Genomic DNA, 24,618 nt, shown 5'->3' with positions numbered 1-24,618 from the left:
GCAAGGAAGCGACAATGAAATCGATCATGGTTCATGCAGGAAGCGACGCCGGTTTTGAAAGCCGGTTGCAAGTCGCGTTGGATTTGACACGACGGTTTAACGGACATCTATCTCTCATTCTGCCTCGTCCTCCGCAGGATTATGTTGCCTTCGACATGTTCGGTGGCGCACATTTCATAGCTGAGGCCTTTGATGTCGCCGAACAGGAACGTCAAAAATTACGGGTGCGCGTCGACGAGAAATTGAAGGTCGAAGGTATGCCGTGGGACTGGCAGGATTTTGACGGTACCACCGTCGATGCTCTCGTCAATGCTGCGCGCTTGGGGGATGTTATGGTAATGTCGCTGGATGCCACAGCTACTGGCGCACCCGGTCACGGTCGGGCATTGGTCAGCGACGTGGTAACGGCATCGCGGACGCCAATTCTGGCGGTACCCTTATCGTGCAAAAGCATGGCCTTTAACCGTGCGATAATCGCTTATGATGGTGGGTTTGAAGCAGCCAACGCAATCCGTGCAGGTGTGCCTTTATTGGCGGCAACAGATGCTGTACGTATCGCCGAAGTAGAGGCTTCACCTGATGAATTCCCCGTCACCGATGCCGCAACTTACCTGTCCCGACATGGCATCAACGCTGAAATCGCGGTCGTGGCGAAGGGCGATACGAGTATCGAGGAACGACTGCTGGCCGAAACCAAAGCGTGGCGGCCTGACTTCCTTGTCATGGGTGCCTATGGGCATGGCCGCTGGCGTGAAACAATATTCGGCGGAGTGACCCGCTTCTTGCTGGGTGAAATCGGTATACCAGTCCTGCTGGCGCACTGAATAACAATCATTGGCATTCATCCCCCGGCGTGGCAGGTAAGCCACATCGGGGGATAGGGTATGGATAAAGACACAGCGGCGGCCAGCCGGCCCATGGGATTCTGGATGGCGCTCGCTCTCGTGATGGGGAGCATGATTGGCTCGGGCGTATTTCTATTGCCCGCGAGCCTCGCGCCGCTGGGCTGGAATTCCGTTTTTGGCTGGCTGATCACGGTGGCAGGCGCTCTGTGCGTCGCGGCGGTCTTTGGAAAGCTGAGCCATATCCTGCCCAAGGCTGGCGGACCCTATGCCTATTCCCGCGCCGCCTTCGGTGACGGCGCAGGCTTTGCCATTGCCTGGGCCTATTGGATCTCCATGTGGGTCGGCAACGCCGCCATCGCCACCGGCGCGGTCAGTTATCTCAGCCAGCTTTTCCCTGTGTTGGGCGAACCCGGTATTTCGGCCGCGACCACCGTGGCGATCGTCTGGACATTCACGCTGATCAATATCAGCGGCACGAAACTGGCCGGACAGGTCCAGCTTGTGTGGACCATCATCAAGATCATACCGCTTATCGCGGTGATCGGCCTTGCCGCCTATGTCCTGACGCAACAGGGCACCGCCGTCGTGCGGCCATTTGCGACGCAGGACCTGTCCTTTTCGGCCATTTCGGCGGCCACGATCCTAACCCTTTGGGCGATGCTGGGGTTAGAGACAGCGACCGTTCCGGCGGATAAGGTGGAAAATGCGGAGCGTACTATTGGACGGGCGACACTGCTCGGCACCGGCGGTGCAGGGCTGGTCTACATATTGGTCTGCTCAGCCGTAGTCCTGATGCTCCCCTCCGCATTGACCGCAGCCTCGCCAGCGCCCTTTGCGCTTTTTGTCGAAACCTTTGGCGGCGCGAATGCCGGGACGGCGATTGCAGCCTTCGGCGCAATCAGCGCACTGGGCGCGCTCAACGGGTGGGTCATGTGCCAGGGGGAATTGCCCGCCGCGATGGCGCGCGATGGCATGTTCCCGGCCTTTATGGGGAAAGCAGCCCCCAATGGCACACCGCGCAACGCCCATCTTTTCACGACCTGCCTTTTGACCATCGTCATCCTGATGAACAGCAGCCGGTCACTGTCCGCGATGTTCGAATTTCTGATCGTCCTGACAACGGCCATCGTATTGGTCATGTATTTCGGCTGCGCCGCTGCTGCCGCACGCCTGATGATGCGTGGCCAGATTCCCGCCACCAAGGGGTTCACCGCAATCATCCTTTTTGCCATGCTCTATTCGCTGTGGACTATTTACGGCGCAGGGTGGGAGGCCTTGGGATGGGGAATTGCATTGCTGTTTGCCGGATTGCCCACTTTCTGGCTGATGAAAATTTCCCTCGGACGGGGTTCCCATAGCGCGCGCTGAGGCCTACATGCCCCGCATAGAAAAAATTGCGGGATTTCCAAATGAACAGCAGAAACGAACTCGGACTCTATATCAACGGTAGCTGGCGGCGCGGTGAAGGTCGCGATATACACAATGTCATCAATCCGGCCACCGGAGCCGTGATTGCGGAATTACCGCTGGCGACCGCATCCGATTTGGAGGAGGCGCTGGACGCGACCGCTAAAGGATTCGCCCACTGGCGCACAGTCGACGTCAATGAGCGTGCGGCAATTTTGCACACGGTCGCCGGCCTTATTCGTGAACGTGCCGAAGATATTGCAGTGCTGCTGACCACCGAGCAGGGCAAGCCATTGGCCGAAGCACGGACCGAAGTCCTGTCCTGTGCATCGCAATTCGATTATTTCGCCGAAGAAGCCAAGCGCAGCTATGGCCGCGTGCTGGTGCGCCCTACAGGACAGCGCTCGCTCGTCCTGAAGCAGCCCGTCGGGCCGGTAGCCGCCTTTTCCCCATGGAACTTCCCGGTCAACCTGATGTGCAAGAAAATGGCGGCTGCGCTGGCCGCTGGCTGCTCGATCATTGCCAAGCCACCTGAAGAAACCCCCTTCTGCACGAGTGCGATCATGCAGTGCGTGATCGACGGCGGCGTTCCCGGCACCGTGGCCCAATTGGTCTATGGCGTGCCCGATATGGTCAGCCGTCACCTGATTGCCTCGCCAGTCATTCGCAAGGTCAGCTTCACAGGGTCGGTACCTGTCGGCAAACATTTGTTGAAGCTGGCTGCTGATGGCGTGAAGCGCACGACGATGGAGCTGGGCGGACACGCCCCGGTTCTGGTGTTCGACGATTGCGATCTGGAAAAAGCCATCAAGCTGTCGTCGACGCAGAAGTTCCGGAACGCCGGACAGGTCTGCATTTCGCCAACGCGCTTTTATGTGCAGGAAGGCATTTACGACCGGTTCGTCGCGGGCTTTGCCGAAGCAACAAAGAAGGTGCAAATGGGCAACGGCCTCGACGCGAGCACCATCATGGGCCCACTCGCCAATGACCGCCGTCCGCCCGCCATTGAAAAGCTGGTGCGCGATGCCACCGATAAAGGCGCGAAATTGCTCGCTGGTGGTGAACGTGGCGAAGGTGGCTATTTCTATCAGCCCACCGTGCTGGCCGATGTTCCGATGACCGCCGACATCATGACGGACGAGCCTTTTGGCCCCGTAGCGTTGATCCGGCCCTTCAAGGATTTTGACGAAGCCATCGCGCAGGCCAATCGCCTGCCTTTCGGTTTGGCGGCCTATGCCTTTACCGAAAATGCCCGGCAGGCCAATCTGGTCGCCGATGCGCTCGACACGGGCATGGTCGGCCTGAACAGTTTCGTCATCTCGATGCCCGATGCGCCCTTTGGCGGCGTCAAGGAATCGGGCTTTGGAAGCGAAGGCGGACCCGAGGGTCTCGACAGCTATTATGTCACCAAGGCGGTGCACCAATATTGATTAAAAGGCGGCTCTATCTCGCAGCCGGCTTCACTTCGGTAGCATTGGGAACCCTGGGCACAGTCTTGCCCTTGTTGCCCACGGTGCCGTTCATGATTTTGGCCGCCTTTTGCTTCGCGCGCAGCAGCCCGGCGCTTGAGGCACGCCTGATGGACCACCCGCGCTTTGGCCATCATCTGGTCGCTTGGCGGGAAAAGGGCGTTGTGTCGCGGCGGGCGAAATGGTCCGCCGCTACCGCTTTTGCCATCAGCCTTGCGACCCTGCCACTGCCCTGGTCGTTGATCCCGCTGGGCGTCGCGGTGATTTCCCTGACGTGGATATGGCGAAGGCCTGAAGTCTGAAATTTTTCGGTCTGAAGAAGTGAACCGCTACATTCGACCAACAACCACGTCACCCTGAACTTGTTTCAGGGTCTATTTCTCAGTTATTTCCTTCGGCGTGCGTGGCAAGCCAGCCAGTTACGCCCGGTTGCTTTCCGCATACCGCTCGGGCAATGCTGATCAATGGACCCTGAAACAAGTTCAGGGTGACGGTATGGGTTCATCAAGGAATATATGTGCGCCTTAAAGCGCGGCGTCGCGGACGACGGCGATGCCCGCCTCGCGCTGGACCTTCAATTCCGCCTTCAACTTCGCCGGATCACGGGCGACAACAAAACCGAAACTGACGCCGCCTGCCTTGCCAATTGTCGCATGGTGCAGCTTGTGCGCCTGCACTAGCCGCTTGGCATAGCCGCTGCGCGGGACATATTTGAAATAGCGTTGATGCACGAGGCCATCATGCACCACCGTATAAATGATGCCGTAAAATAGGATGCCCAGGCCAACCCACGTCCCCGGCTCCCAGGCATTGGCGCCCAGAACAAGCGGGCTGCCAATGGCAAACATCGAAATGCTCATCACCGCGCCGACGATCCCGTAAAGATCGTTTTTCTCGAGAGCATTATCATGTGGCTCGTGATGGTCACGGTGCCACCCCCAGCCCCAGCCATGCATGATATATTTATGGCTCGCCCACGCGACCCATTCCATCGCAAGGACGGTGGCAAAGATAATCAAAAGAATGATCGGGATAGACATGCGTCCCCTCTAAACGCTTTTTCATGCAGTTTGAAGTGCACTTGCTGTCACCTCACTTGATTTCGCTGCAATCGCTTCTATGGCAACATTCATTATGTCAGCGCCCCAAACCCTATATGAAAAAATCTGGAATGCCCATGTCGTGGAGCAACGGGACGACGGAACCTGCCTGATCTTCATTGATCGCCATCTGGTCCATGAAGTTACCAGTCCGCAGGCGTTTGAGGGACTTCGCGTCGCCGGACGCACCGTGCGCCGCCCGGATCTGACTTTGGCGGTGCCCGACCATAATTTGCCGACGACCGCGCGGCGCGATGGTGCGGGCAACCGCATTCCCATCGCCGACCCCGAAAGCGCGGCACAGTTGGATGCGCTGGAACGCAATGCCCCTGCCTTCGGTATCCGCTATATCGCCGATGCCGATCTGGAACAGGGCATTGTCCATGTGGTGGGGCCCGAGCAGGGATTTTCATTGCCGGGAACAACGATTGTGTGTGGCGACAGCCACACCGCCAGCCATGGCGGCCTTGGCGCATTGGCGTTCGGTATCGGCACGTCAGAGGTCGAACATGTTCTGGCGACACAGACGCTCCAGCTCAAACAGTCCAAATCCATGGAAGTCCGTGTCGATGGTGAACTTGGCCCCGGTGTATCGGCAAAGGATGTCGTGCTGCACATCACCGGCGTCCTCGGGGCATCGGGCGGAACGGGTTATGTTATCGAATATACAGGGTCGGTGATCCGCGCGCTCAGCATTGAAGGGCGGCTGACCGTATCGAACATGGCGATCGAACATGGCGCGCGCGCTGGTCTGGTTGCACCGGACGATGTGACATTTGCCTATCTGAAGGGCCGTCCCATGGCACCCAAAGGCGCGCAATGGGATGCGGCGGTTGCCTATTGGCGCAGCCTCGCCACCGATGCAGGCGCTGCATATGACAAGGTAGTCACCATCGACGCAGCCGATATCGCGCCCAGCGTCACATGGGGCACCTCACCCGAGGATGTCTTGCCGATAACGGGATCCATTCCCGACCCCGCCAGCTTTGCCGACCCATCCAAACAGGTCGCGGCGCAAAAATCGCTGGATTATATGGGTCTGTCGGCGGGAACCAAGCTTACTGAAATCGAGGTTCAGAATATCTTCATCGGCAGTTGTACGAATAGCCGTATCGAGGATCTGCGCGCTGCTGCTGCCGTGTTGAAAGACCGCAAGAAGGCCGATGCGGTCAAATGGGCCATCGTGGTTCCAGGATCCGGTCTTGTGAAACGACAGGCCGAGGAAGAAGGGCTGGACCGTATTTTTACCGATGCCGGTTTCGAATGGCGCGAACCGGGATGTTCGGCGTGCCTCGGCATGAACCCGGACAAGGTGCCGCCGGGCGAGCGGTGCGCGTCGACCAGCAACCGGAACTTTGTCGGCCGACAAGGCCCGGGTGCACGGACTCATCTGGTGTCCCCCGCCATGGCGGCCGCAGCCGCTGTAACCGGACGTTTAACGGATGTGCGCCTGCTGATTTGAATAATCCCGCAACGGCATATATTAATGTCGCAGCCTAAATCGACTCGTAAAGCAGGCTGTGAAATGTAAAATGCTTTTGGGGGAAGCAGATGGCAAAGCAAGCGGCAAAAAGGGAGGAAAACGGCCAGGTTCCTGCCGAACATCGCGGCGTTGTCGTCGGTTGGACGCATCATGACTTTGGGTCTTCGATCGATTTGCGTATTCAAAGTACAAAATCGCAAGATGCGCTCGATCATAAACAAATCGATAGCCATCATTTCCTGATGACCTATAATCAGGCCTTATTGCTGGCCAAGTTTTTGCTGGACTCAACAAAACAGACTGTGCCGGAAAGGCGGCCTCTTTCAATTTGGCGTCGGTTAGCCGCCCGTTTTGGGCTGTGAACACACAAATAGGCCAAAGCCCCTTTACTTGTCCCGATGGCCAAAGCTAAGGCTGGTGAGCAAGGGACACAGATATGGCCGACAACAAGACAAAATCCGAAACCGAAAAATGGTCGACCGGCGCAAGGGTCGGTGCAGCCGTGGGTTCTGCTGCGTTGGTTGCCGCTTTGCTTTATGCCGGACGGCGCAGTTTGACTCAGAAGAAAGGCAAGCTGGAACCATTGTCACCCGAACCCGAAACGGATGTACCGCTTGATGTCCAACCTAAAATCGACACGGACTAAAGGGTGATGCAGCCTATTTCGCAGGTTGAAGGCCGCGCCTATCCGTTGGGCCTGAAAAACATCGATACGGATATCATCATTCCGGCTGTGTGGTTGAAAACCATTAGCCGCACCGGACTTGGCAAAGGTGCCTTTGAAACTTTGCGTGCGGTCGAGGGGAATGTGTTCGATAACCCCGAATATAACGGTGCGCCCATATTGATTGCCGGGGACAATTTTGGTTGCGGGTCAAGCCGCGAACATGCCGCATGGGCAATGGCGGATCTCGGTATCACGGCCGTCATCGCGCCCAGTTTTTCTGATATATTTTCGGGCAACGCCTTCAAAAATGGATTGCTGGCCATTGTCTTGCCACAACCCGCTATTGACCGGTTGTTAGAAGTCGCCAAGACCGACCCGATCCGCATCGATCTCGAAACGCAGACCGTGACAACGCCGTTTCAAGACCGGTTCGAATTTGAAATTGATCCATTTCGCAAGCACTGCCTGCTCAACGGAGTGGACGAAATCGGTTTGACCCTGAATAGCAGCGACGCGATTTCGGCCTATGAACGCAAACTGGCAACGGACAGACCATGGCTTGCGCCTACAATGGGCTAAACTGTTTTTTTGCATCATCAATATTTGGGAAGAGGAATAATATGCGCGCATTGCTATCCACGGTAACCGGCGGACCTGAAACATTGGTGATAGGCGAATTGCCTGAACCGACCGTGGCACCCGGTACTGTCGTGGTCACGGTCAAAGCATGCTCGATCAACTACCCCGACACATTGATGATTGTTGATCTTTACCAGTTCAAACCCGCCCGCCCTTTTGCCCCTGGCGGTGAAATTGCCGGGGTCGTCGAAGCCATCGGCGAAGGCGTATCCGGTTTTACCATCGGCGACCGCGTCATCGGCCTGTGCGGCAATGGCGGACTTACCGAAAAGGTGGCTGTTGCTGCATTCAACTGTTTCAAAATGCCTGACTCCATGTCTTTTGAAGATGGCGCATCATTGCTGATGACCTATGGCACCTCTATTCATGCGCTGAAAGATCGCGGGTTTATGAAGGAAGGCGACTCGGTACTGGTACTGGGCGGTGCAGGCGGCATCGGCATTTCGGCTATTGAACTTGCCAAAGCATTTGGTGGCCGCGTCGTTGCTGGTGTATCGAGTGAGGGCAAGGCCGCCATCGCGCGAGAGGCAGGGGCCGATGATGTCGTCATTTATCCGCACCAACCCTTTGACAAGGACCAGTCAAAAGCAGTCGCGGAAATGTTCAAGGCAGCGGCGGGCAAAGATGGTTTCAACATCATATATGACACCGTAGGCGGCGATTATAGCGAACCGGCAGTGCGTTCGATCGCGTGGGAAGGCAAATTTCTGGTAGTTGGCTTCCCGGCCGGCATAGCGAAGCTTCCGCTCAATCTGACCTTGTTGAAAAGCTGTGATATTTGTGGCGTTTTCTGGGGCGCTTTCGCCGCGCGCACACCGCAAAGGAACCATGCAAACATTGCCCAACTGTTCGATCTATATGCTGCGGGCAAAATAAAACCCCGCATTTCGGAGACATTCAACCTGGAAAATGCCGGGCAAGCCATTGCGCGCCTTGGCGACCGGGCCGCTATTGGCAAATTGGTCGTGCAAATTTGATGGAAGTCGCCTTGTCGATCCACGAATGAAACATTATCTTTGACGCAGCAATTGACAGGAAACGACACATGACCACTTTTGACAACCGCGAAAATGCTTTTGAAAACAAATTTGCCCATGACGCAGATTTGCAGTTCAAGATCACGGCTCGCCGGAACAAGCTGATCGGTCAGTGGGCGGCGGAGAAGATGGGGCTGACGCCCGAAGAAACTACGTCCTACGCGACATCCGTTGTGCAGGCCGATTTCGAAGAGGCCGGTGATGAAGATGTCGTCCGCAAATTGCTGGGCGACCTGATTTCCGCAGGGGCAGATGTTGACGATGCAATGATCCGCGCTGCACTTGAAGACAAGATGGTCGAAGCACGCCGCCAATTTATCGAGCAAGCCTGATGGCGATGGCTGCCGACGAAATTGAGGGCATGATCAGGGCCGCGCTGCCTGATGCACTGGTCGAAATTAGGGATCTGGCGGGCGACGGCAACCATTATGCCGCCCGTGTAACGAGTGAGAGTTTTCGCGGAATTCCGCGGGTAAAACAGCATAAGGCTGTCTATGACGCTTTGGGCGGCAAAATGGGCGGCGTGTTGCATGCCCTACAACTGACTACGGCCACACCGTAAATTTGGAGTATTTGACATGAGCGTGAATGAACGGATCGACGAAATCGTCAAAAGCAATGATGTTGTGCTGTTCATGAAAGGCACCCCTTTGTTCCCGCAATGTGGATTTTCAAGCAAGGCGATTGCCATACTTGATCATTTGGGCGTCACATATGAAAGCGTCGATGTCTTGCAGGATATGGAAATCCGTGCGGGTATCAAAGACTATAGCGATTGGCCAACCATTCCCCAACTATATGTAAAGGGCGAATTTCTCGGCGGTTCCGACATCATGATGGAAATGTATGAAGCCGGCGAGCTGCAGGACATGGTAACAAGTCAGGGTCTTGCAAAGGCCGGATAACGCATTAGGCCGTGAACTCATAAATATCGTCGTCGAGGTTTATGAGTTCACGGCCTAATCCGCGCTGTTGACCACTTCAAGTCTTGGCTGCATGATATGGATCCAGAGTAACGCCAATAGATAGGCGCTGGCACACATCGCGAACATCGGTGTGTAGCCATGGCCTGAATCCAGCGACCATCCTGCAAATTCCAGCATGGCTGCACCACTTAAATTGCCGACCAGCGCGCCAATTGCGATCACGCTGCCAACTTGCCGGGCCGGAATAATATCTGCGGTCATGCCGAAAATATTGGTTGAAAAGCCTTGGTGTGCAAACAGTGCAAGGCCGATGATAAGCGCCGCGACCCATTCATTTGGGGCCTGCAACGCCAACGGGATGGGCAGGATGAGCAATGCGTAAAAGAACATGGATGATTTGCGCGCACCATTGGCTGTCATGCCCCGACCTAAAAGGACCGGAAACAAGATGCCACTGGTAAGCGCGCCGACTGCTGCCAAAGCGTAAACAAGCGCGGTTGGTGCGCCAATTTCAGCCTGCCCCAGTCCAAATTGCCGTGCAAAAAAGTCAGGTGCCCAAAACAGAATGAACCACCAAACCAGATCGGTTAACAGCTTGGCGCCCGCTACAGCCCATGTGCGGCGTTCTCTCAGCAATTCACGCCAAGGCGGGCCTTTGACAGCCGGGTTGGCGGCTGCAACAGCCGCATCGCCCAAAGGTTGCAATGTACCTGTCCCCAGCCACCAGAAAAACAGCCAGACAAAGCCCAAAGCTCCGGTGATGATAAAGGCTTCCTGCCAGCCATAAGTGATGGCAATCCATGGAACGGTCAGCGGTGCAAGAATCGCCCCGATATTGGCTGCGCTGTTGATAACACCGATCCCGATAGACCGTTCGCGGATGGGCAAATAGGTTGCTGCTGATTTCATGGCGGCGGGGGTATTCACTGATTCTGCGACCGCCAGGGTGACGCGCGCCGCTACAAATTGCCCGACACTGCTTGCAAAAGCATGCGCCATTCCCGCCAAGCTCCAGACGGCAACCGCAAGGCCATAGCCCCAACGCACGCCAAAGCGGTCGATAAACCATCCGATCCCCAAAAGCGCGACCGCAGTGGCGATCTGAAATGCAGATCCGAAATGGCCAAATTCACGGTCACTCCATCCAAACTCGACCTGTAATGTCGGTTTCAATAATGCCAACACCTGCCGGTCCAGATAGTTTAACGCCGTTCCGAAAAACAAAAGTGCGATCAAGCCATAGCGGATCCACTTGCCAGAATCTGTTGCCATTGCGTCCTCTCCTCCGGCCTGCTTAATGCTGGCATCTATCACAGACTTGCCTATAGAAGGCCATATGACACCGCAAGACATAAACGCGAATTATATTGCCGACCTATATGGCGAGACCTATCTCGCCGAGGATAGTCCACCCGTCCGCAAACGCCTGGCGGTCAGCGCGCTTTTCCCTGGATTTGCCGTTGTTGCAATCGCATCAGTGGCGGCGACATGGTTTTCCGAACATTATGCAATGCCGGTGATCCTGGCCGGCCTGCTGCTTGGTTTGGCATTAAACTTTGTCTCGGCAGAGCCCAAGGTGCATCCCGGCCTTGATTTCTGCGGTACGGCGTGTCTGCGTTGGGGAATCGTATTGTTGGGGACGCAAGTGACCGCCATGCAAATTGGCAGCTTGGGAATATTTGGTTTTTTGGGTCTGATAACCATAATGTCACTCGTAATCGGCGCTGGATTGCTGGGTGCCCAATGGGGCGGGCAAAGCCGCTATGCCGGTTGGCTTGCGGGCGGCGCGACCGCGATTTGCGGCGCTTCTGCGGCATTGGCGATTTATGCCGTTATCGGACGGGAAAGGTTGAACCAGAATCAGTTCACGCTGACATTGGTCGGTGTGGCGCTGGCGAGCGCTATTGCGATGTCATTTTATCCGTTAATCGCGGCATCTCTCGATTTTTCCGACCGTCAGGCGGGGTTTCTGATGGGAGCCGCCGTCCATGACGTGGCGCAGTCCTTGGGTGGCGGTTATAGTTTTTCGCAAAATGCAGGAGAGGTGGCAACGATTGTCAAATTGTCGCGTGTTGCTCTGTTGGCACCCGCTGTGGCCTTGATCGGCCTTGCAATAGGCAGCGTAGGCGGAAAACCCAAAAGCCTGTTGGCGAAGCTGAAACTGCCTTGGTTCATACTCGCCTTTTTTGCGGCAGTTGCCGTAAACTCGATGGTCAGTGCACCGGCATGGGTGGCCGAATATGGATTGATTGCGTCAAAGGCCATGCTGCTCTTTGCGGTCACGGCAACAGCCATGCGCTCACGTCTTGATCTTTTGCTTGGCCAAGGATGGAAAGCTTTGTTACCGGTCATGTTGGCAACCTTCACCGCTTTTGTAGCATCAGCGGCCTTTGCATGGGCATTTTTATGAGCGAAACGATCTATGATCTTGCCGTGATAGGCGGCGGTGTAAATGGGGCAGGAATTGCCCGTGACGCAGCCGGTCGCGGAGTGAAGGTTATATTGCTCGAAAGGGGTGATCTGGCGCGCGGTACCTCATCGGCATCGACCAAGCTGATTCACGGTGGCCTGCGATATCTGGAGCATTTCGAATTTGCGCTGGTGCGCGAATCGCTCATCGAGCGTGAACGGCTGTGGGCCATCGCGCCCCATATTATATGGCCATTGCGTTTTGTCCTGCCACATCAAAAGGGCATTCGTCCGGCCTGGCTCGTCCGGCTCGGCTTGTTTTTATATGACCATATTGGGGGGCGCAAACGCTTGCCGGCGACCCGCACGTTGAACTTGCATCGTGAACCGGCTGGCGCGCCTTTGAAGCCTGAATTTGAAACGGCGTTTGAATATTCAGACTGCTGGGTCGATGATGCCCGGCTGGTCGTACTCAATGCTCTGGACGCTGCCGAACATGGGGCCGAGGTCTGCACCCGTTCCGAAGTTACCCATCTTCGTCGAGCACAAGGGTTGTGGCATTTGGAAATCGCAGGTCAGGCACCGGTGGTTGCCAAAGCGGTGGTAAATGCCGCAGGTCCAGCGGTACTCGATATGTTGGCGCGTACCGACGGACGCATACGCAATCCGGATGAAAAAATCAGACTGGTGCGGGGGTCACATATCGTGGTGCCCAAAATGTTTGAAACCGCGCAGGCCTATTTCTGCCAAAACCCGGACGGACGGATATTTTTTGCGATTCCCTATGAAGATGATTTCACGCTGATTGGCACCACCGACGCAGACCATCGCGGGCCGCTCGACAACATTACGGCTACTGCCGACGAAGTAACATATATTTGCGAATCTGCAGGCGCCTATTTCAAAAAGGAAATAACTCCCGCTGACGTCATCTACAGCTATGCCGGGGTTCGCCCGCTTGTCGACGACGGGTCAGGAAAGCCGGAGACTGCATCGCGCGGCTATCATTTCGATGTGGAATGCGATGAACACGGATTGGCGCCCATGCTCTCAATTTTTGGTGGGAAAATCACGACATACCGCCATCTGGCCGAAAGCGCCGTCGGCAAGCTTTCGCCCTATGTGCCGATGCTGGCAGGGCCAGGCTGGACACTTGAGCGCGCCTTGCCCGGGGGCGACTTTCCGATGGAAGGCGCCGGCAAACTTGCCGAAGATTTTGCAACCAAATATCCGTTTTTGGACTCGGCCGTGATCCGGCGACTTGTCCGCAGCTATGGCACTCGGGCAAAAAACTGGTTGGGCAAAAGCCAGTCACTCGCTGATCTTGGACAAGATTTCGATCACGGCCTATATGCAGCTGAAGTTGATTATCTGGTTACGTGCGAATGGGCCTCAACGGCAGAAGACATATTATGGCGCCGCACCAAATTGGGGCTTCGCTTCACCGCGACCCAAGTAAAAACGTTGGAAAAATATTTGGCGACAAGCCAAAAAGATCGCGCTGATTCTTAGAGGGTTCCGCTTGCCGCCAGCGTTCTGCTCGCTTAGTCTGAAAGACCTGCGAGGCAAGATAATTTTGGGGTCAGGTCATAACCGATGCAAGAGAACATGATTGCCACACCAACGAAGAGCAACGATTGGGATGGCACTAACGAAAATGTTTTCACATCGCCCGACAAGATCGAAGTCACTCATTTTGCGCCTTCTGCAGAGCTGGCCCCTTACGTCACGCAAATCTATTTTTTCCGGTGCGAAGAACAAACTATCCGCGACCGACAGCCCGCGTCACTGGGGCATTTGATATTCTTGCTAAGCGGCAAAGGCACTTTGCAATTTCAAAATGGTGATATCGCAAACGTTTCGGGTGCAGCACTTTTCGGGCCGGGAATGGCCGCAGCCGAATTCACATTCGAAGGCCCGCTATATGATCTTGGCTTTGCTCTCTCACCACTCGGTTTTGTGGCGCTCACCGGAAAGCCAGCCAATCTCTATGCCGATCGAGCTGTGTCTGCATCCGAGTTATTCGGGCCAGAAATCGACCGATTGGCAGAATCCTTCATCGCTGGGCATGCGAACGGATCAATGCGTGTCGCCGAAATGGTTGAAAAAGTTTCGGCGTTGCTGTTGTCAAACGTTAAGCGCGTCCCGCAATCCCATGTCGAGATGGTCCATATCGTCATAAACTGGCTATCGCGGGATCTCGACCCCAATGTCGAAAATCTATATCCAAAACTGGATATGTCACGCAGCACCGCCGCGCGGTTAATCACCCGCTATTTTGGATCGGCACCCAAACAATTGATGCGAAAATATCGAGCAGTCAGGGCGGCCAGCATGCTTGTCGACAAGAACTGCACCGACGAATTGAGATCCCAGATCGAGTCGCTGTTTTATGACCAACCCCATATGATACGTGAAATCCGTCAATTTGCAGGCCGGACCCCCGGGGCCTTGGATAGTGATAGCGCAAAAATCCTGCGAATATGGCTTTCAAAAGACAATTACCGCGATATCGAGACCTTTCCGGGTTGATTTTTGCACTGAAAAGGACCATTTGCCTCAAATCGGAATAAAACTGTCTGATTAAGGCCCCCAGCATGCGACTTTCAAATATGGCAGATTATGCGGTTGTCGTAATGAGCGCTGCCTCGCGCCATTGTGGTGGACTGCGGACTTCGGCTACCGAGCTTTCGGGCGAAACTGGGATCGCGCTTCCGACCGTTCAGAAACTCGTCAGCATTTTGACCAAAGGCGGCCTTTTACGCTCCGCCCGGGGTGCAGGCGGAGGTATCCAGCTTGCGCGTCCCGCGGCAGCTATCACGCTCGCTGATATCATCGAAGCGGTGGAAGGGCCGATTGCCATGACCAATTGCATCAATGCGTCGACCTGCAGCTGCGCGATTGAACCAGATTGCAATATCAAACCGCATTGGGCGATTGTGAACAACGCGGTCCGTAGCGCATTGTCCGATGTCTCGCTCAGCAGCCTTGCTGTGAGTCGCGCCGCATGACCGACGAGACCGCCATCAAGGATCAAGCCGCTTGGGACGCCGCCGAAAAGGTTGCTGACTATGAACATGGCTGGTCGTCCGACATCGAAACCGATTTCGCGCCTAAGGGCCTGAACGAGGATACCGTCCGCTTCATTTCGGCCAAGAAGAATGAACCGGAATGGATGCTCGAATGGCGGCTGAAGGCCTTTGCCATGTGGAAGACGATGACGCCGCCCGACTGGGCCAAGCTGAACGTTCCGCCTATCGATTATCAGGACGCCTATTATTACGCCGCGCCCAAGGCCAAGCCAAAGCTCGGCAGTCTGGACGAGGTCGACCCCGAGATCCTGCGTATTTATGAAAAGCTGGGCATTCCGATTGCGGAGCAGAAGCTGCTCGCCGGTGTTGAGAGTGATCCGGGCGAAAGCAGCGATGGCGGCCTGCCTGCGCGCCGCGTTGCGGTCGATGCCGTATTCGACTCCGTGTCCGTCGCCACCACTTTTCGTGCCGAACTTGAACGCGCTGGCGTCATTTTCCGCAGTATATCGGAGGCAATCAAGGAATATCCCGACCTCGTCCGGCAATGGCTTGGCAAGGTTGTGCCGATGCGCGACAATTATTTCGCCACGCTCAACTGCGCGGTCTTTTCCGACGGAACATTCGTTTACATCCCCGAAGGCGTGCGATGCCCGATGGAACTCTCCACCTATTTCCGCATTAACGCGGAAAATACCGGACAGTTTGAACGGACTCTGATCGTGGCCGACAAGGGCAGCTATGTGTCCTATCTTGAAGGCTGCACAGCGCCGATGCGCGACGAAAACCAGCTCCACGCGGCTGTGGTCGAACTGGTAGCCTTGGATGACGCCGAGATAAAATATAGCACTGTGCAGAACTGGTACCCCGGCGATGCCGAGGGCAAGGGCGGCATTTATAATTTCGTCACCAAGCGCGCCTTGTGTCAGGGCCGCAATAGCAAGGTGTCATGGACCCAAGTCGAAACCGGCAGCGCGGTGACGTGGAAATATCCAAGCTGCGTCCTTAACGGTGAAAACAGCGTCGGCGAATTTTACTCAGTCGCGGTGACCAACAATTACCAGCAAGCCGACACCGGCACCAAGATGATCCACAATGGCAAGGGTAGCCGTTCGACCATCGTGAGCAAAGGCATCAGCGCCGGACACAGCAACAACACCTATCGCGGACTGGTGCGCGTCGCGCCGAATGCGGAAGGCGTGCGTAACTTTACCCAGTGTGATTCCTTGCTGTTGGGCTCCCTCTGCGGGGCGCACACCGTTCCCTATATCGAGGTCCGCAACCCCAGCGCCCAGATCGAGCATGAAGCAACGACCAGCAAGATTTCCGATGACCAGCTGTTCTACGCGATGCAGCGTGGGCTGGGGCAGGAAGAAGCAGTCGCCCTGATCGTCAACGGGTTCGCCAAGGAAGTTCTGCAGCAATTGCCGATGGAATTTGCCGTCGAGGCGCAGAAATTGCTGGGGATCAGCCTTGAGGGGTCGGTGGGGTGAATTACGTCGAAGACCACGAAGCCAAAAAAGCGAAAGTCCGAGCTGAGGGGCGCGGTTACATTCTCGACGCGCACACACATACGTTGGGGCATCGGCTCGAATTGGAAGCGAGCCAGACAGTTGGCTGTTTTTACTGCTGCGAAGTCTACTCACCTTCAGAGATCGAAGACTGGGTCGATAACGACGACTGCGCTCTATGTCCTCGCTGCGGCATCGACTCCGTGATTGGTGAAGCATCTGGCTTCCCGGTTGCTGATAAGAAGTTTCTCAAAGAAATGAATGAGTTCTGGTTCTAATGCTCCAAATAACTAACCTCCACGCCAATGTTGGCGACAAGCCTATCCTTAAAGGCCTCACACTCAGCCTAAACGCTGGCGAGATCCATGCGATTATGGGCCCCAATGGCGCGGGGAAGTCGACGCTGGGCTATGTGCTCTCGGGACGACCCGGATATGAAGTTACCGAAGGATCGGTGACGTTCAACGGCGAAGACCTGCTCGGCATGGAACCGCACGAACGTGCCGCCGCTGGCTTGTTCCTTGGCTTCCAATATCCGGTCGAAATCCCCGGTGTGTCGAACGTGCAGTTCCTGCGCGAGGCGCTCAACGCGCAACGCAAACATCGCGGCGAACCCCCGCTTTCGGGCGGTGAATTCCTCAAGGTCGCGCGCGAGCAGGCGGGCGCGCTTGGCATGGATATGGACATGCTCAAGCGTCCGGTGAATGTCGGATTCTCCGGCGGCGAAAAAAAGCGCAACGAGATGGTGCAAATGGGCATAATCGACCCCGCTTTGGCGATCCTCGACGAAACGGACAGCGGCCTCGACATCGACGCGCTGCGCGTGGTCGGCGACGGCATCAACCGCATCATGCGGCGTCCGGACAAGGCCGTCCTGCTCATCACCCATTATCAGCGGCTGCTCGACTATGTGAAGCCAGACTTTGTCCATGTGTTGGCAGACGGACGAATTACGCGGACAGGCGGCGCTGAACTGGCGCTGGAACTGGAGCGCGATGGTTACAAGGAACTGGCCGCATGAGCGCCGCAGGCAATCCTCTTTTCTGCGGCCTCTGCGTTTTCTCTGCGCCTCTGCGCGAACCCTGCGACGCTTTTGGTTCACGCAGAGACGCAGAGGAAGCAGAGACCGCAGACGGGGCTGCGCGATGAATATACTTCCGACCCGCAGAGACGAGGCGTTCCGCTATAGCGATATTGAAGCGCTGGCGCGCCTTTGGCCTTTGCCAGCCGCGGAGCATATTGTCGTGCCTGCAGGCGGAAACTTCGTGCGGACTATCGTTCAAGACAGCGGCACGATCCACCAGCTCGACATCGCCATCGGCAAGGGCGCGACGGCGGCCCTCCATGTCCTGAACATCGGCGGCGATTATGGGCGGGTGGAACTCAACGTCACGCTGCATGAAGGTGCGGATTTCAAACTCGGTGCGGTGCAGATCGGCGGGGGAATACAAAATCTCGAGATTGTAACCACGGTCACGCATGCAGAACCCGGCGCAACCTCGTCACAGATTGTGCGCTCGGTCCTCGCCGGGACAGCGACCGGAACCTATCTCGGCAAGGTTGCCGTCGCCCGCGATGCACAGCAAACCGACAGCGAACAATCGGTCAAGGCAATGCTGCTCGACCGCAGTGCCACCGCCAATGCGAAACCCGAACTCGAAATCTACGCCGATGATGTCAAATGCGCGCATGGCTGCGCGATTGGAGAGTTGGACCCGATGGGGCTATTCTACCTTCAGGCACGAGGACTTGCGCCCGCCGATGCGAAGAAGTTGATGCTTCAGGCGTTCGTTGCCGGTGTGTTTGAAGGCGCGTCGGATGAAGTTATGCTGACATCCTTGGCGCTGCAAAAACTTGGTGAATTGGTGTGATGGAATCAACCACCTCTCCGTTCGTGTCGAGCGCAGTCGAGACACCCATCGTTGGTGCACAGCCTCACGGTGTCTCGACTGCGCTCAGCACGAACGGAATTAGGGATCAATTCCCCGGTCTTGCCAACAACTGGCACTATCTGGACACCGCCGCGACCGCGCAAAAGCCCCAGGTCGTGCTCGACGCGATGATGCGCGCGGGCGGCGCCGATTACGCGACGGTGCATCGCGGCGTCTATGCCCGCTCTGCACATATGACCGTCGCGTTCGAAGCAGCGCGGGAGCGCGTGGCGCGTTTCATGGGTGCAGCCTCGGCCAACGAAATTGTCTTCGTGCGCGGTGCCACCGAGGGGATCAATCTGGTCGCGCACAGTTGGGGCGGCGCGCATCTGAAGGCGGGCGACCGCATCATGCTCAGCCAGTTGGAGCATCACAGCAATATCGTGCCTTGGCAGATGGTCGCCGAAAAGGTCGGCGCGCACATTGATGTGTGTCCATTAACGGTAGACGGCCTGATCGACCTTGATTGGCTGGAGGCGAACCTGACCGAACAGCACAAGCTGGTCGCGCTGGCCCATGTGTCCAATGTGCTGGGTTCGGTGCTGGGCGTGAAACGGGCGGCAAAGGCGGCCCACGCCGTGGGCGCAAAGCTGATGCTGGATGGCTGCCAGGCGGCACCACGGATGCGGCTGAATATGGCCGAACTCGGCTGCGACTTTTATGTGTTTTCGGGCCACAAGCTCTATGGCCCGACCGGCGTCGGTGTGCTTTGGGCAAAGGCGGCAACGCTGGAGTCCATGCCACCCTGGCAAGGTGGCGGCGCGATGATCGACCGCGTGACTTTTGAAAAGACAACCTACGCACCGGCTCCTGCCCGGTTCGAAGCCGGAACACCCATGATCATCGAAGTCCTTGGCTTGCACACGGCCATCGATTTTGTCGACGCCATCGGCCCTGAAGAAATTTTCGCGCATGAAAGCGCCCTCGCCGCGCAGACCCGGGACGCGTTGCGGAGTATCAATTCGATCACGCTGTTCGGGCCGGAAAAATCAGCCGGAATCGTGTCTTTTTCGATGACAGGGGTGCATCCGCACGACATCGGCACCATATTGGATGAAGAGGGCGTGGCCATCCGTGCCGGCCACCATTGCGCCCAGCCGTTGATGGACCATCTGGGTGTCGCGGCGACCGCGCGGGCGAGTTTCGGTGTTTATAATGATCAAAGCGATGTCGCGGCCTTGGTGCGCGGCCTTGAAAGAGTGAAGAGGATTTTCGGATGAGCGACGATGGCATCCGCATTGAAGAAGTAGGTAGCGTGGAAAAGCCCCCGAAAGCCAGGGTCGAAAGCCCGTCACAAACCTTGGACCGCAAGAAAGACTATTTGGAAGGTTTTTTGGCGCAGAAACCCGCCGCGCCTGCCGCTGGCGAGCCGGATGGCGTCCTGTATGAGGCTGTCATCGCTGCACTCAAGGAAATTTACGATCCGGAGATCCCGGTCAATATCTATGACCTCGGGTTAATCTACAATGTCGAAATCAACAATGGGCACGCGCTGGTTTCGATGACGTTGACCACACCGCATTGCCCCGTAGCAGAATCTATGCCGGGCGAAGTGGAACTGAGGGTCGGTGCGGTCCCGGGTATCGGCGACGCCGAAGTGAATCTGGTATGGGAACCAGCCTGGAGCCCGGCCAATATGACCGACGAGGCCCGTTTGGAGCTGGGAATGTTATGAGCGATGTGAAAACACGAGCCCGCCCTGCGGCAGTCATGCTGACCCCGGCGTCGGAAGCACGCATTGCCGAGCTAATGGCCAAGGCACCGCCCGATGCGATTGGCGTTAAGCTGTCGACACCGCGGCGCGGCTGTTCCGGCCTTGCCTATTCGGTCGATTATGTAACCGAGGCTGTCGCTTTTGATGAAAAGATCGAGACGCCCGGAGGCGTGCTTTACATTGATGGCGGATCCGTCCTTTATCTGGTCGGCTCAACCATGGACTGGGTAGAAGACGAATTCGCCGCAGGTTTTGTCTTCAACAACCCCAATGCCACCGGCAGTTGCGGCTGCGGCGAGAGTTTTACTGTCTAAAGCCGAATCTTAGAAATCATATTGCAGCCGGAAAGCAACACCGACATCGTCGGACAGATTTTCGAAATGGCCCGGTTCCTGACGCCAGAAAACGTTGGACGAGAAATAGCCGCCGGTAATCGGTACGGTCCACGCTATTTCGCTTGCGATTTCGCGGCCAGTGGGTGCCAGACTAAAGCGGCGCGTACCAAATGTCGGCGTTAGCGTTGCATAATCATAGGATATCGGCACATTCAATGCCAATCCGCCGTTTGAAACGCGCAATGGTTGTGCGACCCGTAACGCCAATCGATCGCCGCTGGCAAAGGCATTGATGCGGGCGATGTCAAACGAGAATGCGTTGCTACCTAATTGGCTTTGCCCCAAGATTGCAGCACCGCTGTTGGCATAGGTCCATCCTTGCCGCCAACTTGCGCCAAGACTCCAGCCTGTTCCTAACGCTAGTTCTCCATTGCCATCGACGAACAGGGTGCGCGCACCATTCTGGCCGATAAACTGGGCAAAGCGCGAACCCAATATCGTTTCATCTTCCCGCATCCAATTGGCACTAAGCGCTAATTTCGCCGGGCCGACCTGCCTGTCCACCGACAAGCCGAGCGTGGCGTACGGATATTTATGGGTGCCGGCGCGGTCAAATTCGGAACCGGTGCGTTCAAAAAGTCGGGCATCGCCTGTTTCGACGCTGCCGGTCAGACCAAATGCCCCGATCTGACGCCGAAGCGCCGCAGAACTGCCCGGCTGCCGTTCAAAACCGCCATCAAGACGCGCCTCGGTTGCGGTTAAAAACGCGCCGCTGTTCATATCCTGCAACGCAGCAACTTGGGCCGAAGCCGCCTGTCTGATCCCCAGACTAAACCGCATATCCCGCGAAATGGCGGCACTTACCCGCCCCGCCAGAACGCGGGCCTGTCTTTGCTGTCCGTCAGACAGCGCCAAGGGAAGTATATTTGCTGCTCCGGTCGACGCGGCGCTGATCGAAAAAGCGATTTGCGTTGTACCGACACCCAGATTCACTGACCGCCCCTGATCGACAAGTGCTGGTGTCAGGCGCAATTTCGGCGTCGCTGCATTCAACCCGTGCGCCAGATCTATATCATAAGCCCGTCCATAACTGTCCAGGATCACGGCAGATATCGGCCTGTTTGATAAGGCTACGTCACCCATCGGCCCTGAAGTTGAGCCGCCATTCCCGTTTAACGGAACAAAGGTGGAGGTGCCAGCCAACGACGTTGTGCCAGCAGGCGCAAAGGCGCGGGCAATGTCCAATATACCGCGGCCATATATAGCATCCGTGCCCGCTGCCCCGGCATCACGCGCGCTGGTCAGTAACAAGTTGACAATTTGCTGACCGGTAAGGTTTGGAAAGGCTTGAGCCAGCAAGGCTGCTGCTCCGGAGATTTGTGGTGCGGAAAAAGATGTTCCGTTGAAAACCCGGACAAAAGTCTGTCCATTTTGCTGAATACGGTTAATGGTATCATTCTGATATTCGCAGCATATCCCTTCGCCCAAGGCAGATAAAGTCGTATTCTGGGATACACCTGCCTTGTTACTAAAATCGGAAATCAGGTTCTGGTCGTCCACGGACGTGGAAATGATGACCAATCCATTGCCGCTTGCTACCAGAGCCTGCGCGAATGGGCTCGGATTATTGGGGTCAAATTCGGGCACACTGTTGTTGCCTTCATTTCCGGCGGAAACGACGATGACAATTCCGGCGAGTGTTGCACGATTGATGGCGCTCCGCAGAGCTGCATTTGCGCCACCTGGCCCACCCAAAGATATATTGATGACCCGCGCTCCATTGTCAGTCGCACGATTTATTCCGGCCGCAATCGATGAGTCGAAAAATGAGCAGCTTGCTTCATCTTCTCCAGCAGCTGGAGTTGTACAACTACCCGACTGATCCGCACGCAGCGACAAGATCGTCGCGTTATATGCTATGCCATGCGTATCACGATCATCTTTTGCGGCAGCAATAACGCGGGAGACTTCGGTGCCATGCCCGTCGTCGTCACCCAAGGCGCGGCCAGCGCCCGTTACATCGCTCGACTGAGCATGAATCCGTCCGGCAAATTCGTGGCTATTGGGGTCGATTCCGGAATCTATGACGCCAACGGTGACACCCGCACCTGTTGCACCAGCCTGATAAGCAGTAATTGCGTTATGAAATCCCGGTCCATCCGAACGGTTATACTCCATTGTTGCAAAATTGGTCGCGGGCGGCGGTGGGGGAGGAGGTGGTGGGGGCGGCGGAGGAGGAGGGGGGGGTGCAACCACCGTTGGCACAGATGGTGGGGGAGGCGTGGAACTGACTCCCCCGCCACCTCCACCACAAGCCGATAATGTGAGCGCGAATAAGACTGACGAACCGATAGCAATGCTGTTGATTTTATGAGCTTGTTTCATGGCCGGGTGAACCTTTTTCTGAATGGAACTAGATAAGACGGCATCACTTTCGAAAAACTTAAGATCGTTTGTACTGGTGACTGTTAACCTTACCAAATGCCACCGAACCCCAAGACTTGTTGAGATATGTTCAATAGAAGTTTAGGTAAATCCTGATGCATCAATCTTTCCGCCATATCGACACTTGGATTTTCGATCTTGATCTGACTCTCTATCCTCCTGATGCCAATATCATGGCTCAGGTGCGCGACAGAATTGCGTTATTCGTACAGGATTTTTTTAAAATCAGTTCCCAAGAAGCGCATCTGATCCGACACCGATATTGGCAAAAATACGGGACAACCTTGGGCGGTTTGATGCGCGAGCATCATGTGGACCCATATGGATATCTTGATTTTGTCCATGACGTCGATTTGTCATTGCTTTCGCCCGCGCCCTTGTTGCGCGCACATATCGAAGCATTGCCGGGCCGGAAACTGATTTTCACAAATGCTGACGCGCCTTATGCCGAACGGGTATTGATGACACGCGGGCTGGACAATCTATTCGAAGATGTTTTCGACATTCATCGAATGAATCATCTGCCCAAGCCCCATCCGGACAGCTATGCCGCATTATGCGCGGAACTTGAAATCAACGCGAAAACCTCGCTCTTTGTCGAAGATTCTGCCCATAATCTGGTCCCTGCCAAAGCAATGGGAATGAAAACTATTTGGGTGAAACACGCCGGCGAAACTGATAGCAGCGGCGGCTTGGACCATATTGACCATGAAATTGCCGATGTCGCCGAATGGCTGTCGTCAATTCACAACATTGAAAGAGCGTCATGACAGAGCAGCTTTCCGCAATAATCGACAATGCATGGGACAATCGGGATCATATCAGTGTGGCGACGCAGGGGGAAGTGCGTGATGCTGTGAACACCGTATTGGCCGGGCTGGATGGCGGCCGTTTTCGCGTTGCGGAAAAGCGCGATGGGCAGTGGCTGGTCAATCAATGGCTCAAAAAGGCAGTATTGTTATCGTTCCGACTGAATGACAATATCGTCGTCGACGGCGGTGCCTCGGGCGCTCCTGCCTATGACAAGGTTCCATCAAAATTTGCTGGCTGGGGTGAGAACCGGTTCAAAGATGCCGGCTTTCGTGTCGTGCCGGGTGCCGTAGCGCGCCATGGAAGCTATATCGCAAAAAATGTGATTCTTATGCCAAGTTTTGTCAACATCGGTGCACGGGTCGACGAGGGTACGATGGTAGATACATGGGCAACAGTCGGCAGTTGCGCGCAAATCGGTAAGAATGTGCATCTGTCAGGCGGCGTCGGGATCGGCGGCGTGCTTGAGCCACTACAGGCTGGCCCGGTCATCATTGAAGATAATTGTTTTATTGGTGCGCGCTCTGAAGTGGTCGAGGGTGTAATAATCGAAGAAGGCGCGGTCCTCGCTATGGGCGTATTCATCAGTTCCACGAGCAAAATTGTCGACCGTTCGACGGGCGAGGTTTTCGTCGGACGCGTCCCGGCATATTCTGTCGTGGTACCAGGATCCTTACCCGGCAAGGCGTTGCCCGATGGCAGCCCCGGACCAAGTCTGTCATGTGCAGTTATTGTTAAACGCGTCGATGCCCAAACCCGCGCCAAAACCGCCATAAATGATCTGTTGAGAGATTGAGTCGGTAAGAACAGGTTCACGACCTAAAATTTATGCTTGCAAATCAGAGCGAATCGCTCCATAAC

28 protein-coding genes are annotated in these 24,618 nt (G+C 56.0%); 25 read left to right on the top strand and 3 right to left on the bottom strand.

What is annotated here, in order from left to right:
* Nucleotides 1-14 precede the first annotated feature (14 nt).
* Genes EUU23_RS13125 through EUU23_RS13110 form a run of 4 tightly spaced genes read left to right on the top strand, consistent with a single transcriptional unit; the run spans nt 15 to nt 4,023 of the window.
* On the top strand, nt 15-824 hold the full coding sequence (locus EUU23_RS13125) for a universal stress protein (protein WP_160354515.1): 810 nt from the start codon (nt 15-17) through the stop codon (nt 822-824).
* A 60-nt stretch (nt 825-884) separates the two neighbouring features.
* On the top strand, nt 885-2,213 hold the full coding sequence (locus tag EUU23_RS13120) for an amino acid permease (protein ID WP_160354514.1): 1,329 nt from the start codon (nt 885-887) through the stop codon (nt 2,211-2,213).
* A gap of 41 nt (nt 2,214-2,254) precedes the next feature.
* Nucleotides 2,255-3,682: an NAD-dependent succinate-semialdehyde dehydrogenase gene (locus tag EUU23_RS13115; protein ID WP_160354513.1), complete on the top strand. Its 1,428-nt coding sequence runs from the start codon at nt 2,255-2,257 to the stop codon at nt 3,680-3,682.
* A complete protein-coding gene (locus EUU23_RS13110) occupies nt 3,682-4,023 on the top strand; it encodes a DUF454 family protein (protein ID WP_160354764.1) in 342 nt (113 codons plus the stop codon). Before EUU23_RS13115 ends, EUU23_RS13110 begins: the two co-directional genes overlap by 1 nt.
* 222 nt (nt 4,024-4,245) lie before the next feature.
* Here EUU23_RS13110 and EUU23_RS13105 read toward each other — a convergent pair whose 3' ends face one another.
* Complete coding sequence (locus EUU23_RS13105) at nt 4,246-4,761, bottom strand: sterol desaturase family protein (RefSeq protein ID WP_160354512.1); 516 nt, start codon at nt 4,759-4,761, stop codon at nt 4,246-4,248.
* A gap of 94 nt (nt 4,762-4,855) precedes the next feature.
* On the opposite strand from EUU23_RS13105, the gene leuC reads away from it, so the two are divergent.
* From leuC to grxD, 8 genes are all read left to right on the top strand, one after another.
* On the top strand, nt 4,856-6,283 hold the full coding sequence (gene leuC, locus EUU23_RS13100; RefSeq protein ID WP_160354511.1) for a 3-isopropylmalate dehydratase large subunit: 1,428 nt from the start codon (nt 4,856-4,858) through the stop codon (nt 6,281-6,283).
* A gap of 89 nt (nt 6,284-6,372) precedes the next feature.
* Complete coding sequence (locus tag EUU23_RS13095) at nt 6,373-6,666, top strand: hypothetical protein (protein WP_160354510.1); 294 nt, start codon at nt 6,373-6,375, stop codon at nt 6,664-6,666.
* Between the two features lie 74 nt (nt 6,667-6,740).
* The gene (locus tag EUU23_RS14000; RefSeq protein ID WP_179956551.1) at nt 6,741-6,950 is read left to right on the top strand and encodes an isopropylmalate isomerase; all 210 of its coding nucleotides are present in this window, start codon (nt 6,741-6,743) and stop codon (nt 6,948-6,950) included.
* 6 nt (nt 6,951-6,956) lie between these two features.
* Entirely contained in the window at nt 6,957-7,550 is a 594-nt protein-coding gene (gene leuD / locus EUU23_RS13090) for a 3-isopropylmalate dehydratase small subunit (protein WP_160354763.1), read from the top strand.
* A 41-nt stretch (nt 7,551-7,591) separates the two neighbouring features.
* On the top strand, nt 7,592-8,587 hold the full coding sequence (locus tag EUU23_RS13085) for an NADPH:quinone oxidoreductase family protein (protein ID WP_160354509.1): 996 nt from the start codon (nt 7,592-7,594) through the stop codon (nt 8,585-8,587).
* A 68-nt stretch (nt 8,588-8,655) separates the two neighbouring features.
* Nucleotides 8,656-8,979, top strand: a complete 324-nt coding sequence (locus EUU23_RS13080; protein WP_160354508.1) for a DUF1476 domain-containing protein — start codon at nt 8,656-8,658, stop codon at nt 8,977-8,979.
* Nucleotides 8,979-9,209: a BolA/IbaG family iron-sulfur metabolism protein gene (locus EUU23_RS13075; protein WP_160354507.1), complete on the top strand. Its 231-nt coding sequence runs from the start codon at nt 8,979-8,981 to the stop codon at nt 9,207-9,209. The genes EUU23_RS13080 and EUU23_RS13075 overlap by 1 nt, the downstream gene beginning before the upstream one ends.
* 16 nt (nt 9,210-9,225) lie before the next feature.
* Nucleotides 9,226-9,552, top strand: coding sequence for a Grx4 family monothiol glutaredoxin (grxD, locus tag EUU23_RS13070; protein ID WP_160354506.1), 327 nt, complete (start codon nt 9,226-9,228; stop codon nt 9,550-9,552).
* Between the two features lie 54 nt (nt 9,553-9,606).
* On the opposite strand, the gene EUU23_RS13065 is transcribed toward grxD, so the two are convergent.
* Entirely contained in the window at nt 9,607-10,845 is a 1,239-nt protein-coding gene (locus EUU23_RS13065) for an MFS transporter (protein WP_160354505.1), read from the bottom strand.
* A 64-nt stretch (nt 10,846-10,909) separates the two neighbouring features.
* Between EUU23_RS13065 and EUU23_RS13060 the strand changes: the two genes are divergently transcribed.
* The 11 genes from EUU23_RS13060 to EUU23_RS13010 all read left to right on the top strand — a co-directional run bounded on the left by EUU23_RS13060 (nt 10,910) and on the right by EUU23_RS13010 (nt 20,481).
* A complete protein-coding gene (locus EUU23_RS13060) occupies nt 10,910-11,983 on the top strand; it encodes a YeiH family protein (protein WP_160354504.1) in 1,074 nt (357 codons plus the stop codon).
* The gene (locus tag EUU23_RS13055; RefSeq protein ID WP_160354503.1) at nt 11,980-13,494 is read left to right on the top strand and encodes a glycerol-3-phosphate dehydrogenase; all 1,515 of its coding nucleotides are present in this window, start codon (nt 11,980-11,982) and stop codon (nt 13,492-13,494) included. The genes EUU23_RS13060 and EUU23_RS13055 overlap by 4 nt, the downstream gene beginning before the upstream one ends.
* Nucleotides 13,495-13,578: 84 nt before the next feature.
* Nucleotides 13,579-14,514 (top strand): helix-turn-helix domain-containing protein, encoded by a 936-nt coding sequence (locus EUU23_RS13050; RefSeq protein ID WP_160354502.1) that lies wholly within the window; start codon nt 13,579-13,581, stop codon nt 14,512-14,514.
* 65 nt (nt 14,515-14,579) lie between these two features.
* Nucleotides 14,580-14,993: an SUF system Fe-S cluster assembly regulator gene (locus tag EUU23_RS13045; protein WP_160354501.1), complete on the top strand. Its 414-nt coding sequence runs from the start codon at nt 14,580-14,582 to the stop codon at nt 14,991-14,993.
* A complete protein-coding gene (sufB, locus tag EUU23_RS13040; RefSeq protein ID WP_160354500.1) occupies nt 14,990-16,504 on the top strand; it encodes a Fe-S cluster assembly protein SufB in 1,515 nt (504 codons plus the stop codon). The genes EUU23_RS13045 and sufB overlap by 4 nt, the downstream gene beginning before the upstream one ends.
* Nucleotides 16,501-16,800: a cytoplasmic protein gene (locus tag EUU23_RS13035; protein ID WP_218939610.1), complete on the top strand. Its 300-nt coding sequence runs from the start codon at nt 16,501-16,503 to the stop codon at nt 16,798-16,800. Before sufB ends, EUU23_RS13035 begins: the two co-directional genes overlap by 4 nt.
* Nucleotides 16,800-17,543: a Fe-S cluster assembly ATPase SufC gene (sufC, locus tag EUU23_RS13030; protein ID WP_160354499.1), complete on the top strand. Its 744-nt coding sequence runs from the start codon at nt 16,800-16,802 to the stop codon at nt 17,541-17,543. The genes EUU23_RS13035 and sufC overlap by 1 nt, the downstream gene beginning before the upstream one ends.
* A 124-nt stretch (nt 17,544-17,667) precedes the next feature.
* Nucleotides 17,668-18,393 (top strand): SufD family Fe-S cluster assembly protein, encoded by a 726-nt coding sequence (locus EUU23_RS13025; protein WP_160354498.1) that lies wholly within the window; start codon nt 17,668-17,670, stop codon nt 18,391-18,393.
* Nucleotides 18,393-19,673: an aminotransferase class V-fold PLP-dependent enzyme gene (locus tag EUU23_RS13020; protein WP_160354497.1), complete on the top strand. Its 1,281-nt coding sequence runs from the start codon at nt 18,393-18,395 to the stop codon at nt 19,671-19,673. Before EUU23_RS13025 ends, EUU23_RS13020 begins: the two co-directional genes overlap by 1 nt.
* Entirely contained in the window at nt 19,670-20,128 is a 459-nt protein-coding gene (locus EUU23_RS13015; protein WP_160354496.1) for a DUF59 domain-containing protein, read from the top strand. Before EUU23_RS13020 ends, EUU23_RS13015 begins: the two co-directional genes overlap by 4 nt.
* Nucleotides 20,125-20,481, top strand: coding sequence for a HesB/IscA family protein (locus tag EUU23_RS13010; protein WP_160354495.1), 357 nt, complete (start codon nt 20,125-20,127; stop codon nt 20,479-20,481). Before EUU23_RS13015 ends, EUU23_RS13010 begins: the two co-directional genes overlap by 4 nt.
* A gap of 9 nt (nt 20,482-20,490) precedes the next feature.
* Here EUU23_RS13010 and EUU23_RS13005 read toward each other — a convergent pair whose 3' ends face one another.
* Nucleotides 20,491-22,680 carry a S8 family peptidase gene (locus EUU23_RS13005; RefSeq protein WP_160354494.1) on the bottom strand — a complete coding sequence of 730 codons (2,190 nt, stop codon included), beginning with the start codon at nt 22,678-22,680 and terminating at the stop codon, nt 20,491-20,493.
* A gap of 362 nt (nt 22,681-23,042) precedes the next feature.
* Here EUU23_RS13005 and EUU23_RS13000 point away from each other — a divergent pair, with 362 nt between their 5' ends.
* Both EUU23_RS13000 and dapD read left to right on the top strand, forming a co-directional pair.
* Nucleotides 23,043-23,717 (top strand): pyrimidine 5'-nucleotidase, encoded by a 675-nt coding sequence (locus tag EUU23_RS13000; protein ID WP_160354493.1) that lies wholly within the window; start codon nt 23,043-23,045, stop codon nt 23,715-23,717.
* Nucleotides 23,714-24,553, top strand: coding sequence for a 2,3,4,5-tetrahydropyridine-2,6-dicarboxylate N-succinyltransferase (gene dapD / locus EUU23_RS12995; RefSeq protein WP_160354492.1), 840 nt, complete (start codon nt 23,714-23,716; stop codon nt 24,551-24,553). Before EUU23_RS13000 ends, dapD begins: the two co-directional genes overlap by 4 nt.
* Nucleotides 24,554-24,618: the final 65 nt, after the last annotated feature.

This window comes from Sphingorhabdus profundilacus, from assembly GCF_009769755.1.
In the GTDB taxonomy this organism is placed as follows: domain Bacteria; phylum Pseudomonadota; class Alphaproteobacteria; order Sphingomonadales; family Sphingomonadaceae; genus Sphingorhabdus_B; species Sphingorhabdus_B profundilacus.
This window is presented reverse-complemented; position numbering and strand designations above follow the sequence as displayed.